Below are 13,531 nucleotides of genomic sequence, written 5' to 3' on the forward strand. Positions count from 1 at the left end.
CAGGTAGGAGGACGAACCGTGAAGCTGAGTACAAAAGGCCGCTATGCCGTGATGGCGATGGTCGATCTCGCTGATAGCAGCAGGGACCGGCCGGTCGCGCTTGCCGATATTGCGGACCGTCAGGAAATATCCCTGTCCTATCTGGAACAGCTTTTTGGCAAATTGCGCAAAGGCGGGCTTGTCCGTTCCGTGCGTGGTCCGGGTGGCGGTTATCTGCTCGCCCGCACCGCCGAGGATACCCGCATCGCCGACGTGATCCTGGCCGTGGACGAGCCGATCCGTGCAACCCGCTGCAAGTCGGGATCGCCAAAGGGCTGCAAATCCAATCAGGGCCGGTGTCTGACCCATGAATTGTGGGAAGAACTTGGCAACCAGATTTATCTTTATCTGGCCTCTGTCAGCCTGGCCGACGTTGTGGATCGCCGTGTTTCCGGATCGACCCGGATGTTCGAACCGCGGACCACGAAAATCAAAGAGCCGAGCCAGGTTGCGGCCCAGTAACTTGTCCTCTATATCGAGGGCAGAATAAGAGAATGCGAATAAGGATGATTTTAAACTGATGACCAACCCGGTTTACCTTGATTACAACGCCAGCGCGCCACTGTGCCACGAAGCACGGCAGGCGATGCTTGTGGCGATGGACGTCGCGGGTAACCCGTCATCGGTTCATGCATCCGGTCGTGCGGCCCGCAAGATCGTCGATCATGCCCGGCGCAGGATTGCCGATCTGGTTGGTGGTGACGCCGAACGCGTGATTTTCACAAGCGGCGGTACTGAGGCCAACAATCTGGCCCTGAACGGGCTTGAGGATGTCACCGTGCTGACCAGTGCGGTCGAACATCCTTCGGTGATCGAAGCCCGGTCGGATGCGAAACGCATTCCGGTTGATGCCAATGGCGTCATTGATCTGGCCGCCCTTGAAACCATGCTGCGCGCCGCATCCGATGCCGGCCAAAAGGTTCTGGTTTCGGTGATGCTGGCCAACAACGAAACCGGCGTCATTCAGCCGGTTGCCAAAGTCGGCCTGCTGGCCCGTGAATATGGCGCAAAGGTCCATTGCGACGCCGTTCAGGCATTGGGCCGCATGCCGGTCGATATGGGCCAGCTTCTGGTCGATATGGTGTCGATTTCGGCCCACAAGATCGGCGGACCCAAAGGTGTCGGTGCCCTGGCTATCGCGCCCGGCGTGATGCTGGTGCCGCAAATCTGCGGCGGCGGGCAGGAAAAATACCGACGGGGTGGTACGGAAAATACCATCGGGATCGCGGGCTTTGGCGCTGCGGCCGAACGGTGCGAGGCCACCCGGTCGAAAATGGACGAAATCCGCGGTTTGCGTGACCGTCTGGAAACGGTTTTGGCAGCAGAAGCTCCCGAGCTTCTGATCGCCGGAAAAGGAACGGATCGACTGGTCAATACCAGTTGCCTGATCCTGCCGGGCATGCCGGGGGAAACCCAGGTTATGGCCATGGATCTTGCAGGGATTGCGATCAGTTCGGGATCAGCCTGTTCATCAGGCAAGGTACGTGAAAGCCACGTATTGAAGGAAATGGGGGTTACCGATGCCGGATCGGCCATAAGGGTCAGTCTGGGACTGGAAACCACCGATGACGAGATTGATACATTTATCCGCGTTTGGAGCCGGATGCGGGGCAATGCAGTGCGTAAGAAAAGTGCGCGCCACGCTGCCTGAAAAAGAGTGAGTGAGGAAGCCTTAACTATGAACGAGCTTAAAGCAAAGCCGATCTATCTGGATTACCAGGCAACGACGCCGACCGATCCGCGCGTGGTGGAAACCATGCTGCCGTACTTCACCGAGAAGTTCGGTAACCCGCATTCGCGCAACCACAGCTTTGGCTGGGAAGCGGAAGACGCGGTCGAGGTCGCACGTGACCAGGTCGCCAAGATCATTGGTGCCTCGTCCAAAGAGATCATTTTCACCTCGGGTGCGACTGAATCGAACAACCTTGCGCTCAAAGGCGTGATGAAGTTCTACGGCAAGAAAAAGCCGCACCTGATCACGGTCGTGACCGAGCATAAATGCGTGCTCGACAGTGCCCGTCACCTTGAACAGGAAGGTTTCAAAGTCACCTATCTTGGCGTCAAGGATAACGGCCTGATAGACCTTGAACAGCTCAAGGCCGCGATCACCGACGAAACCGCGATTGTGTCCGTCATGGCGGTCAACAACGAAATCGGCGTGATCCAGCCGCTGAAAGAAATCGGCGAAATCTGCCGCGAACGTGGTGTGTTCTTCCACACCGACTGCGCGCAGGCCGTTGGCAAGATTCCGCTCGACGTTGACGAGATGAAAATCGACCTGATGTCGATTTCCGGCCACAAGATTTATGGCCCGAAAGGCATTGGTGCGCTTTATGTCCGCCGTCGTCCGCGCGTTCGCGTCATCGCACAGATCACCGGTGGTGGTCAGGAACGCGGCATGCGTTCCGGTACGCTGCCGACCCCGCTGATCGTTGGTCTGGGCAAGGCATGCGACATCGCCATGAACGAAATGGCCGAAGAAAATGCCCGCATCATGGAGCTGCGGGACTACACCATGAAGCGTTTCCGTGACCGCCTTGCCGACATCTACCTGAACGGTGATGAAACGCAGCGCGTTGCCGGCAACCTCAATGTTTCCTTTGCCTATGTCGAAGGCGAAAGCCTTCTGATGGACATCAAGAACATTGCGGTCTCGTCGGGTTCGGCATGTACCTCTGCCTCGCTGGAACCGTCTTATGTTCTGCGTGCGCTCGGTGTTGACGAAGAACTCGCCCATACCTCGCTTCGTATCGGCATCGGTCGCTATACCACCCGCGAAGAGCTTGATCAGGCGATTGATTCAATCTGCGTTGCGGTCGAGCGCCTGCGTGAAATGAGCCCGCTTTGGGAAATGGCCCAGGAAGGCATCGACATCAAGTCGATCGAGTGGGCTGAACACTAAGCGTAACGAACTATTCCTTCTCGTGAGAGAGAAACAGGACTTTTAGGAGGACTTTTACCATGGCTTATAGTGAAAAGCTGATCGACCATTACGAAAACCCGCGCAATGTCGGTTCGATGGACAAGAACGAAACGTCTGTCGGTACCGGTCTGGTCGGCGCACCGGCCTGTGGCGACGTTATGAAACTGCAGATCAAGGTGACCGCAGACGGGATCATCGAGGATGCAAAGTTCAAGACGTTTGGTTGCGGTTCGGCAATTGCGTCAAGCTCGCTGATCACCGAGTGGGTCAAGGGCAAGTCGCTTGACGAAGCCGGATCGATCAAGAACTCGCAGATTGCCGAAGAACTGGCTTTGCCGCCGGTGAAGATTCACTGCTCGATCCTGGCAGAAGATGCCATCAAGGCAGCGATCGCCGACTACAAAACCAAAAACGGTCAGGTCGAAGTCGAAGCTGCTGAATAAGCAGCTTCACGACCCCGCTCGTTTTCGGGAATTCAGGAGAAGACTATGGCATTACCGTCCCCGATCAGTGTCACCCCGGAGGCGCTTGTTCATATCAAGGCGTTGCTTGATAGCCGCGGCAAACCGTCCGAAGGCATCCGCCTTGGCGTGCGCAGCAAAGGGTGCTCGGGTCTGTCCTACACGCTTGAATATGCAGATGATGCATCGGGCTTCGAAGAAGTCGTCGAGCTGGAGGATGGCGTGAAGCTTCTGATTGACCCCAAGGCCATCATGTTCGTGCTTGGCACCGAGATGGATTACGAGGTCAACAAGATGGAAGAAGGTTTCGTGTTCCGTAACCCCAATGAAAAGGGGCGTTGCGGCTGCGGAGAATCCTTCCACGTCTGACGGCCCGCCGGGTTTTCCCTGCTTTCTGACTGTCATGGCCCCGGTGATATCGACCGATATCGTCGGGGCCATCGACTGACAAAGGGGCGGTCGCCGTTATTTTTGTCATTATTTTCCGGCATCTGACGTCCGTCTTTATTCGTTTTGTCGTTTGTTTTTAAATCTCGAAAGTGCATAGCGTGAGCAACACCGGTACCTCAGAAACGCGCACCGCAGAACAGCCGCAGCATAAAGTCTGCTGGTCCTGCAAGGGCCCGGTCGGGGCAACTTCCCTGTTTTGCGAAACCTGCAATGCCATTCAGCCCCCGGGCCAGCTTGACCATTTCACGCGCTTTGGGCTTAAACGCACCTTCATCATCGATGTCGATGCGATCGAGGCAACGTATCTCAAGCAGCAGCAATTGCTGCATCCTGACCGCTTTGCATCAAAATCCGCCCGCGAACAGGCATTATCATCCCAGCAGGCGGCAACCCTTAACGGTGCGTTCGAAACCCTTAAAAACCCGGTTGCACGTGCCGAATATCTTCTGCGTCTGGCAGGCCACGAACCCGAAGGCGGCGAGGGGCACACGGTCAACGATCCGGAGCTTCTGATGGAAGCCATGGAAATGCGCGAAGCCCTGCATGATGCCGATGACCGCAACGCGGTCGACACCATGATCAAGGATACCCGCAAGGCCGCCCGTGCGTGTGAAAAGGACGTTGCCGACGCACTCGAACAGAACGCATATGACCGGGCCAAAAAACTGACAACCCGGCTGAGATACCTGATGAAAATGACCGAGGAAGCGCGCGCGAAGAAATCGCGTCTTGCCGCCGCCTGATCATTTAAAAAGAACGGATAGAATTCATGGCTTTGCTAAAGATCCACGAACCGGGCCAGACGCCGCTGCCCCACGAAGATGAACGCCAGCTTGCGGTTGGCATCGATCTGGGCACGACGAACTCCGTCGTCGCGATCTCGAACGATGAAAAACCCGAGGTGCTCCGCGATACATCCGGTGGCAATGCCATCGTGCCGTCTGTCGTCTATTATGGCGCGGATGCCGATCCGGTGGTGGGCGAGGCGGCCCGTGATCAGATCAACGACAATGCCAATCGCGTCGTATCGTCGGTCAAACGCCTGATGGGCCGTGGCATTGCTGATGTCAAATCCATCGCCGGCACGCTGCCCTATCATGTCGAAGTCCCGGCTGAGGACGCCGAAAAATCGGGTGAACCGATGATGGTGCGGCTCAATGTCGGCGACCGCGTCCTGACCCCGGTAGAGGTTTCCGCCGATATCCTGCGTGCCCTGCGCGCGCGTGCCGAGGCAAGCCTTGGCAAGCCTGTCGAAAAGGCGGTCATCACCGTTCCGGCCTATTTCGATGATGGCGCGCGCACCGCGACCAAGGACGCCGCCCGTCTGGCCGGGATCGAAGTCCTGCGTCTGGTGAACGAGCCAACCGCGGCCGCCCTTGCCTATGGCCTCGATAACGGGGCGGAGGGCCTTTATGCCGTCTACGATCTTGGCGGCGGCACGTTTGATATTTCCCTGCTTAAAATGCAAAAGGGCGTCTTCCAGGTGAAGGCAACCGGGGGCGATGCCGCACTCGGTGGTGATGATTTCGATCACGCCATTGCCGAACATCTTCTGGCGGAGCGTAAAGACGGCGGCACCACCGATGATCTCGATGCGTCGGATGCCAAACGCCTGCTTAAAACCGCTCGCAAGGTCAAGGAAGCCCTGACCGATGCCGATGAAACCAGCGTTACCGTCTCGCTCGGTGGCGCGGACACCACCCACACAGTCACCCGTGCCGCGTTCGATGCGATGATTGCCAAACTGGTATCGCGCACGATTGCGATCACCGAACAGGTCCTTGATGACGCCGATATTCTGGCCGATGACGTCAAGGGCGTGGTGCTGGTCGGCGGTTCGACCCGTGTGCCCGCCGTCCGCAAGGCCGTCGCTGATCTGTTCGAACAGGACCCGCTTTCCGATATCGACCCGGACGAGGTCGTCGCCCTTGGTGCCGCGCTGCAGGCAGAGGCCCTGACAGGTGGCTCGGACAACCTTCTGCTCGACGTCACGCCCCTGTCGCTCGGCCTTGAAACAATGGGCGGGATTGTCGAAAAGGTCATTGACCGCAATACCCCGATCCCGGTCGCCAAGGCACAGGAATTCACCACCTATCAGGATGGCCAGTCGGCCATGATGATCCATGTGGTGCAGGGCGAACGCGAAATGGTCGATCAGTGCCGCTCGCTTGCGCGCTTCGCGCTGACCGGTATTCCGTCAATGGCGGCTGGCGCTGCACGCATCAAGGTGACGTTTAATGTCGATGCCGACGGTCTTCTGACTGTCTCGGCGCGCGAGGAAACCACCGGCACCGAACAGGAAGTCGCCGTCAAGCCGACCTATGGCATTAACGAGCTTGATATGGCCAATATGCTGCGCGAAAGCATGGTTCATGCGCGCGAGGATATGGAAATGCGCCTCCTGACCGAAGCCCGGGTCGAAGCACGCCGCAACGTTCTGGCCGTGCAGGCCGCAATGAATGCCGACAGAGCACTTCTGACATCCGAAGACGAAGACAATATCGCAGCCGCGATTGCCAAACTCGAAGCCGCCATGTCGGGCGAGGATCGTGACCTTATCAACGAACAGGCCGAGGCCCTGGAAGACGCATCGCGTCCCTTTGCCGAGGCCCGTATGGACGCCCGCATCCGTCAGGCCCTTGCCGGTCGCAATGTCGATCAGGTGAATTAGGGACCAGACATAATTGACAAACCGGCCAACTGCGGCGATTGTCCCGTGCAACCGCCAAGGTCAGGTCGGACCAGAGATCGAACGAAAAAGTATTACCGAGGAGAAAGGCACAGATGCCTAAGATCGTTTTTGTTGAACCCGATGGCACCGAAAAGGAATTTGACGTTGCCGACGGTCTGTCCGTTCTGGAAGCTGCCCACAAGAATGGCATCGACCTTGAAGGTGCCTGCGAAGGATCGCTGGCCTGCTCGACCTGCCATGTCGTTGTTGACGATAGCTGGTTTGACAAGCTCGACGAGCCAAGCGAAGACGAGGAAGACATGCTCGACCTCGCATTCGGCCTGACCGAGACCTCGCGCCTTGGCTGTCAGATCATCATGAGCGACGAGCTCGACGGCCTGCGCGTCATGCTGCCGTCTGCCACGCGCAACATGATGGTTGACAAGTAACACCAAGATTTCCGCCCAAGCCAAAAGGGGGACACCCATGCGCTGGACAGATATTCAGGATATCGCGATCGAGCTTGAAGAAGCCCATCCCGACAAGGATAACGTCAATCTGCGGTATACCGATCTGCATAAATGGATCTGTGAACTTGACGGCTTTGACGACGATCCCGCGAAATCGAACGAGAAGATCCTCGAAGCCATCCAGATGGCATGGATCGATGAACGCGACGATTAGGACCTGCTAACACGTCATTCCCGCGAAGGCGGGAATCCAGACAGCAGAACCCGCATCGATACAAGCCAGCCCGGATCCTTCCGCAGGCTGGCTTTGTTTTATCCGTATTTTGGCATCACCACGGGCAGGGGCTTTGACAACCATGACCGACACCTTCACCGATATCATCCCGGCCCAAAGCCTGTTTGGCCGACTGCGTGCCAATGCCCCCGATGCGTGGCAAACCTATGTCTGCCACGACTTCGTCAAACAGCTTGGCAACGGAACCCTGCCAGAGGCCGCCTTCAAGCACTACCTTATTCAGGATTACCTGTTCCTGATCCAGTTTGCCCGTGCCTATGCACTCGCGACCTATAAGGCCGATGATCTGCGTGCCATGCGCCAGTTCTCCGGCACCGTGCACGCCATCCTTGATATGGAAATGAGCCTGCATCTCGACTTCTGCAAAGGCTGGGGCCTGTCTGAGGCCGACATCTTGGCGGAGCCAGAGGCGCGCGCCTGCATCACCTATACCCGCTATGTGCTTGATTGCGGCGGACGGGGCGATGTGGTTGATCTTCAGGTCGCCCTGATGCCCTGTATGGTTGGCTATGCCGAAATCGCAAACCGCCTGATGGCAAGTTCTGATACAAGGCTCGATGGAAATCCCTACCGCCCCTGGATCGAGATGTATGCCTCGACCGAATTCCAGGATGTGGCAAAGGCCGAAATCGATCTTCTGGAACATACCGTGCAAACCCGCGGTGGGGATGCAAGGATCGCGGGGTTGACGGAAATCTTCTCCAAGGCAAGCCGCCTTGAAGCCGATTTCTGGCAGATGGGGCTTGATCTGGCAAAATAGGCGCAGATGCCTTATATATGCCCCAACATGAATTCACGGGTGGTTTGAACGTCACCCATCGCTATTTTACATCAACTTCTTGTCGCCGCGGCCTTGACCCGCGGATGGGTGGGAAAAATGAACTCTCTTGGCTTTGACAAAGCCCCAAAAGATACCCGCGTGGTTGTTGCCATGTCGGGCGGGGTCGATAGCTCCGCCGTTGCGGCCCTTCTGAAGTCCGAAGGCTATGACGTGGTCGGCATTACCCTTCAGCTTTACGATATGGGGGCCAATGCACCGTCACGCGCCAAATCCTGCTGTGCCGGGCGCGATATCTATGATGCGCGCAAGGTGGCCGAGGATATCGACATTCCCTATTACGTGCTCGATTACGAATCACGCTTCCGCGAAGAAGTGATCGATGATTTTGCCGACAGCTATATGCGCGGCGAAACCCCGATCCCGTGTGTGAAATGCAATCAGACGGTCAAATTCCGCGATCTCTTGGAAACCGCGCATGACCTTGGCGCCGATTGCATGGCGACCGGCCATTACGTGCAGCGCAAACTCGGCGTCAACGGCCATGCCGAACTGCACCGTGCAGCCGATCCCAATCGCGATCAAAGCTATTTCCTGTTCACCACCACTCAGGAACAGCTCGATTTCCTGCGCTTCCCGCTGGGCCATCTGATGAGCAAGGCCGAAACCCGTGCGCTTGCCGCCAAATTCGGCCTTGAAGTGGCGGACAAGCCCGACAGTCAGGACATCTGCTTTGTCCCGGATGGCAAATATGCCCGTCTGGTCGAAAAGCTCCGCCCCGAAGCCGGTGAACCGGGCCAGATCGTTGATCTGGATGGCAATGTGCTGGGTGATCATCGCGGCCTGATCCATTACACGATTGGCCAACGGCGCGGTCTTAACATCGGTGGCACGGCCGAACCGCTTTATGTCGTCAAACTCCTGCCCGAAACCCGGCAGGTCGTGGTCGGCCCGAAATCGGCCCTTGCGATCCAGATGGTCTATGTCAAGGAACTGAACTGGCTTGATGGTGACGCGATTGACCCGAACGGGGTCGAGGTCGAAGTCAAACTGCGTTCCGCCATGGCCCCGGCCCCGGCCACCATCTACCCCGAAGGGCCGGGTGCTGCCCGCATCGAACTGCATGACCCGCAGTTCGGCATCGCACCGGGGCAGGCGGGAGTCTTCTATGCCGGCGACCGGGTAATGGGCGGCGGCTGGATCACCCGTCAGGAACTTCTGGCATCCCATGCGCCAACAGCGGCCTGATCTTCAGGCTGCTGACGACGCATTTCCACTCAGATCGTCATTCCCGCGAAAGCGGGAATCCATTCTATTCCAATGGGATATGGATTCCGGGCCTGCGCGCCGCGTCGCCCGGAATGACGGCTCTGATCCATCCCGGCCTTTTCTTTTGCGTTGCGGTAATTAAGATTCTTTCGCGTTCCTGACTGTGCTATGATGTGCGCAACAATATTCGGGGAACCCCGATAATAAAAAGATGCGACGTGCTTTTCGCATGCAGGTTGGCCACGGAATGTCTGACGGGGGATAGACATGATCCGGTGGTGTTATATTTTATTCATGGCTTTGCTGACCGGCCTGTACGGTTTTCGGGTTGCGGGACAGTATGTGCAACGCACCGTTCCTGTGACGTGGCTTCCTGCCGCCCATCTCTGGCAGGATGGTGGCCTAAGCTACTCCTACGCGTCGCCTTTGCAGATTGCCGTTCTGCTGTTCATGGTGATAAGCACCTTCCGCGCCGCACGGCACGCGATTGTGCCGCGCCGCTGGAAACGCCGTCTGGCCCACCTGATTGGCTGGGTATATCTTGCCGCGACGGTTGTGCGAATGGTGCCGGGCATTTCCATACCCCCGACCTATGCATGGCTTGAAACCTCCTTTGCCCTGTTCTTCCATCTGGTGGTGGCGATTTATATGATCGCGCTTGCGGTTTATCTTGATTACGACGCGACACGCCGGAAAGAGCATTATTATCAGGCCTATGGCACCCCTGACTGACAATCGCTTCCTGCTGCGGGTGGGGATAGGGGCGGGAACCGTTCGTCCCAAGGTTTATGGAAGGGTTTTGTGGATATCTTTTTTCCGTCAAACGTCAAAAAGGCGCTTGACGGGGGCGGTTCCCTGACGTAAAAACCGCCCCGTTCCGGCGCTTACGGAACCCGCAGAATAGATACCCTATACATACTCTGTGGCCGAGTAGCTCAGCTGGTTAGAGCAGCGGAATCATAATCCGCGTGTCGGGGGTTCAAGTCCCTCCTCGGCTACCAATTAAAAACCCCCTCATGGCTCCGCCTGAGGGGGTTTTAAATTGGTTTCCTTGGATCGGGCTTGCCCCCGTGGGTTCGCGAGAAAGCGAGGCACGCAGCTTTCGAGAGACGTTGTGCACAGCGCAACGGTCCGCCGGGCAAAGCCCAAGGATAAAAAGCAGCCCAAAGGCTGGTTTTTACAATTCCCTCCGGTTTGTTTACCTGAGCGGTGATTTGGTTTGCTGTCCGGCGATACGCCTTGGCAAACCAGTCTAGGTGGTGGACGGTGGCGAGGGGGGAGACGGCCTATTCCGGCATGATGGTTTCTGGTCATTCCGGCTGGTCTTCCTATTCGCTCGATAACCTTGTCGGCGCTTGCCTGATGGAGGGATAGTCATCCCTGTGACGGGAGCCGTCGTTTGCCCGCTGTCGTGCCCGATAGGGCCCGCGGGGATGCTTTGGTCATGGGAATGCCACGAACGGATTTTCCTCGGCGATGGCGATGGCAAAGACATTCCGATGTTATGCGCCAAGCTGGAACGCTGGTGCAGACGCGCAGTTCAAAAGGACTGCATTGGCCGCGTCGCCATTTCAAGACTGCTTGCTTATGCACCCGTTAAACCGTGTTGTTCCCTTGGATAAGTCGGCGCTAGTAAATGACTGCGTATAGTCCGTCCATAGCCTTTTCGATTTCGCTAGTTTTTTGTTTCACTTCTTTAAAGCTGTATCGGGGTTCCTCCTGCATCTCGGCAGGGTCTTCGCTTCCGTTATCAAAAAACGTGGTTGCCGAAATCCAGGCAGAATTTGCATCTGCCAGATTGGCGATTGCATTTGCGAGTTTACTTTCAAATGGACCTTTATTTGTTACTGCCTCAATCAGTCTTTCGACATCTTTAGTCAGGCTGTTGCAATAAGGCACATATATGTCTGGGTATTCGTCAAGTCTGATCGCAAAGCGAAGTTGCTCACCAATTTTGAGGGTATGCTGTCGTGCTATCACTTTGGCTGCAAAGGTATTATTTCGTTCGTTTGTTCTCAATTGAACTCTGGCCGCGTAGTAGGCAAAGCTGCCGCCTGTTAACCCGAGACCTCCTGCGATAAGCGTTTCCCATTCAACGCACGGCAGTCCCTTGCCATACAAAATACCTACTGCAAACGAAGCGCTAGCAATACCCACCAAAGGCACGCTGTTCAACCAGTCCCCAATTTTGTCCATAACTTCCCCATTGTATCAATCCGCCCGGAAGGATTGTTCGGTAACAATGAAGCTGCGTCAAGCGGTTGCAATGGGTTCTACTCTTATGGACAGGCTACCCATGCCGCGTAAATCCAAGGTGAACAAAGGTGCCAAGGTCGTTTTCGATAAGTATCTGCAATATATTGCGAATTCAAAAAAGGTGGCAGATTTATTTCCTGCTTGTTCTATCCAAAACGCCCCAACTAAGCCGCCTCCACCACCACCGAAATCCTCCGCCCCAACAAGGCAAGCGCGTCTTCCAATCGCCCGATCTTCGTTGCGTGACGCGGATCAAGCATCCGGCGGATTTCGGTTTCGGCCAGTCCCATCTTTGCCGCAAGGGCGGTATTGTTTGTTTCGGTTTCGCGCATGGTGATGTAAAGGGCGGCTTTGGCCGCCATAAGCATACCCAGCGTCACCGTGGGGTGGCCCTTGGCGGGAGAGGGAAGGGGAATGTCTTCCTTGGCGATTATGGCCGCCGCAATGGCTTCATCAAGCGCATCGGCGATTTCGCGTAAGACTTCGTGCTCTGTTGCGCCATCCGTTGCGCAGCCGGTGACATTGGGCACAACGGCAAGAAAACCATCCGCGCCATCGTCGCTTAAGTCCACGGGATAAATAAAGTGCATTTCCATTCTCCGTTACTGGATTGATTTCCTTTTACGGTCGTAAGATGTTTTCCCTAATACAACGTATTTATCAAAAGATATTCGAACTTTTTTGTTCGAGTATCAATGTGCGAGAATGTGTAAATGGTAGCCAAGGATGAAATACCGAAATCAAATTTTCATGAACAATATCAATATTTTATCTGATTTTACTTGAGGGTTTTCTAATAAGAATTCTGCTTTTGGTTGAAAGTGATAGAATATATATTGATGGCGTTTTGTTATTGATTGGGGGCTCTGTTGGAAAAGCAGTTATATGCCATATTCTTTAGTGATTACTTTTGGGGAACGATTGTTGGGCTAGTTCTATCTATTATAGGTGCTTATGCGTTAGGATCGATACAGTCAAAGCAGTTAAAATCGGAGTGGACTAATAACTTTATTGACCTGAGTATCGACATTATTCGCAACTTGAAGTCAACAATTGATCAGCTTGCTGAAGCTCGTGAAAGGAGCCAAGCAATCCATCAAGATCTTCTGGCTTTAATAGACGCTGAATTAGCTGTTTTCGGACGAAATCGAGAATACTCAATTCGTCTATCTCCAGAGTTAAGAGGGGATTTGCGAAAATACATTACCAACATTGCTATCATAAGAACTCGAATACTCGGTAATCTTAATCAATTCAATATGTGCCACAACCGTGCTGAAGAAATAGAATCTCAAAATATTGAGAAAGATACAATTTCTATCCGACAGGAGGCGAGTAAGTATTTGGTTCAGGCAAACAAAGCTACGGACGATCTCATCAACTTATCACGAGAAGGAAATGACCTGATTCGTCGTTTGGAGAAAGAAAGCACGCGATAAAATGTTGCTCAATAATTTCAAAAAATGCCGCAATAGAACAATCTCTCTAAAGGAGACGGACTAAAGCGCCTTCCGCGCCGCATCCTCCAGAAACCCCGAAACCGCTCCCTTGCCATGCTTCGCTTCAATCTGGTCAATCAGATTGGCATCAATGGTCAAATTGATCCGGCGCTTCTTGCCCGGCACGGCGACGGTAATCGCAACGATCCCGTCGGCGTCTTTCGGCAGTTCGATCATCGGCGATGGGGCGGGGATGGTTTCGCCGTCCTCATGCATGCCATTGATATGCAGGGTCAGGGCCTCGGTGCCCATTTCAACCAGTTCGGTCATGGTTGATGCCGCACTGACGCAGCCCGGAAAATCCGGAAAGGAAATTCCGAAATCGCTGCCGCCGTCTTTGTGGACCAAGCCCCAATAGGTCTGTTTCATTTCGCTTTCTCCACTTGGATGCCCAAGCTTCATCAATTTTGCGGTGCTTCC

16 protein-coding genes and 1 tRNA gene are annotated in these 13,531 nt (G+C 55.3%); 14 read left to right on the top strand and 3 right to left on the bottom strand.

Annotated elements, in window-relative coordinates; all coding sequences use genetic code 11:
• Positions 1-18 precede the first annotated feature (18 nt).
• From TH5_RS17435 to TH5_RS17495, 13 genes are all read left to right on the top strand, one after another.
• The gene (locus TH5_RS17435; protein WP_062952116.1) at positions 19-501 is read left to right on the top strand and encodes an Rrf2 family transcriptional regulator; all 483 of its coding nucleotides are present in this window, start codon (positions 19-21) and stop codon (positions 499-501) included.
• A 58-nt stretch (positions 502-559) separates the two neighbouring features.
• Entirely contained in the window at positions 560-1,690 is a 1,131-nt protein-coding gene (locus TH5_RS17440) for a cysteine desulfurase family protein (protein WP_114122924.1), read from the top strand.
• A 27-nt stretch (positions 1,691-1,717) separates the two neighbouring features.
• Entirely contained in the window at positions 1,718-2,941 is a 1,224-nt protein-coding gene (locus TH5_RS17445) for an IscS subfamily cysteine desulfurase (protein WP_062952118.1), read from the top strand.
• Positions 2,942-3,000: 59 nt separating this feature from the next.
• A complete protein-coding gene (gene iscU, locus TH5_RS17450; RefSeq protein WP_114122925.1) occupies positions 3,001-3,405 on the top strand; it encodes a Fe-S cluster assembly scaffold IscU in 405 nt (134 codons plus the stop codon).
• 45 nt (positions 3,406-3,450) lie between these two features.
• Positions 3,451-3,792, top strand: a complete 342-nt coding sequence (locus TH5_RS17455; protein WP_062952119.1) for a HesB/IscA family protein — start codon at positions 3,451-3,453, stop codon at positions 3,790-3,792.
• 179 nt (positions 3,793-3,971) lie between these two features.
• A complete protein-coding gene (gene hscB / locus TH5_RS17460) occupies positions 3,972-4,616 on the top strand; it encodes a Fe-S protein assembly co-chaperone HscB (RefSeq protein ID WP_114122926.1) in 645 nt (214 codons plus the stop codon).
• 26 nt (positions 4,617-4,642) lie between these two features.
• Entirely contained in the window at positions 4,643-6,544 is a 1,902-nt protein-coding gene (hscA, locus tag TH5_RS17465) for a Fe-S protein assembly chaperone HscA (protein WP_114122927.1), read from the top strand.
• 113 nt (positions 6,545-6,657) lie between these two features.
• Positions 6,658-6,993 carry a ferredoxin family 2Fe-2S iron-sulfur cluster binding protein gene (locus TH5_RS17470; protein ID WP_062952122.1) on the top strand — a complete coding sequence of 112 codons (336 nt, stop codon included), beginning with the start codon at positions 6,658-6,660 and terminating at the stop codon, positions 6,991-6,993.
• A 37-nt stretch (positions 6,994-7,030) separates the two neighbouring features.
• Positions 7,031-7,228, top strand: a complete 198-nt coding sequence (gene iscX / locus TH5_RS17475; RefSeq protein ID WP_007091921.1) for a Fe-S cluster assembly protein IscX — start codon at positions 7,031-7,033, stop codon at positions 7,226-7,228.
• Positions 7,229-7,370: 142 nt separating this feature from the next.
• Entirely contained in the window at positions 7,371-8,069 is a 699-nt protein-coding gene (gene tenA / locus TH5_RS17480; protein WP_114122928.1) for a thiaminase II, read from the top strand.
• A 117-nt stretch (positions 8,070-8,186) separates the two neighbouring features.
• Positions 8,187-9,335, top strand: coding sequence for a tRNA 2-thiouridine(34) synthase MnmA (gene mnmA, locus TH5_RS17485; RefSeq protein WP_114122929.1), 1,149 nt, complete (start codon positions 8,187-8,189; stop codon positions 9,333-9,335).
• 315 nt (positions 9,336-9,650) lie between these two features.
• On the top strand, positions 9,651-10,088 hold the full coding sequence (locus tag TH5_RS17490; RefSeq protein ID WP_114122930.1) for a hypothetical protein: 438 nt from the start codon (positions 9,651-9,653) through the stop codon (positions 10,086-10,088).
• A 192-nt stretch (positions 10,089-10,280) separates the two neighbouring features.
• Positions 10,281-10,357, top strand: a tRNA-Met gene (locus tag TH5_RS17495).
• A gap of 628 nt (positions 10,358-10,985) precedes the next feature.
• Here the strand turns inward: TH5_RS17495 and TH5_RS17500 are convergent.
• On the bottom strand, positions 10,986-11,552 hold the full coding sequence (locus tag TH5_RS17500) for a hypothetical protein (RefSeq protein WP_114122931.1): 567 nt from the start codon (positions 11,550-11,552) through the stop codon (positions 10,986-10,988).
• Between the two features lie 224 nt (positions 11,553-11,776).
• A complete protein-coding gene (locus TH5_RS17505) occupies positions 11,777-12,202 on the bottom strand; it encodes a type II toxin-antitoxin system HicB family antitoxin (RefSeq protein ID WP_147250126.1) in 426 nt (141 codons plus the stop codon).
• 279 nt (positions 12,203-12,481) lie between these two features.
• Here TH5_RS17505 and TH5_RS17510 point away from each other — a divergent pair, with 279 nt between their 5' ends.
• Positions 12,482-13,051 carry a hypothetical protein gene (locus TH5_RS17510; RefSeq protein ID WP_147250127.1) on the top strand — a complete coding sequence of 190 codons (570 nt, stop codon included), beginning with the start codon at positions 12,482-12,484 and terminating at the stop codon, positions 13,049-13,051.
• A gap of 60 nt (positions 13,052-13,111) precedes the next feature.
• Here TH5_RS17510 and TH5_RS17515 read toward each other — a convergent pair whose 3' ends face one another.
• Positions 13,112-13,480, bottom strand: coding sequence for a type II toxin-antitoxin system HicB family antitoxin (locus tag TH5_RS17515; RefSeq protein WP_114122971.1), 369 nt, complete (start codon positions 13,478-13,480; stop codon positions 13,112-13,114).
• Positions 13,481-13,531 lie beyond the last annotated feature (51 nt).

Origin of the sequence: Thalassospira xianhensis MCCC 1A02616 (genome assembly GCF_003326475.1) — a bacterium.
Classification (GTDB): Bacteria; Pseudomonadota; Alphaproteobacteria; order Rhodospirillales; family Thalassospiraceae; genus Thalassospira; species Thalassospira xianhensis.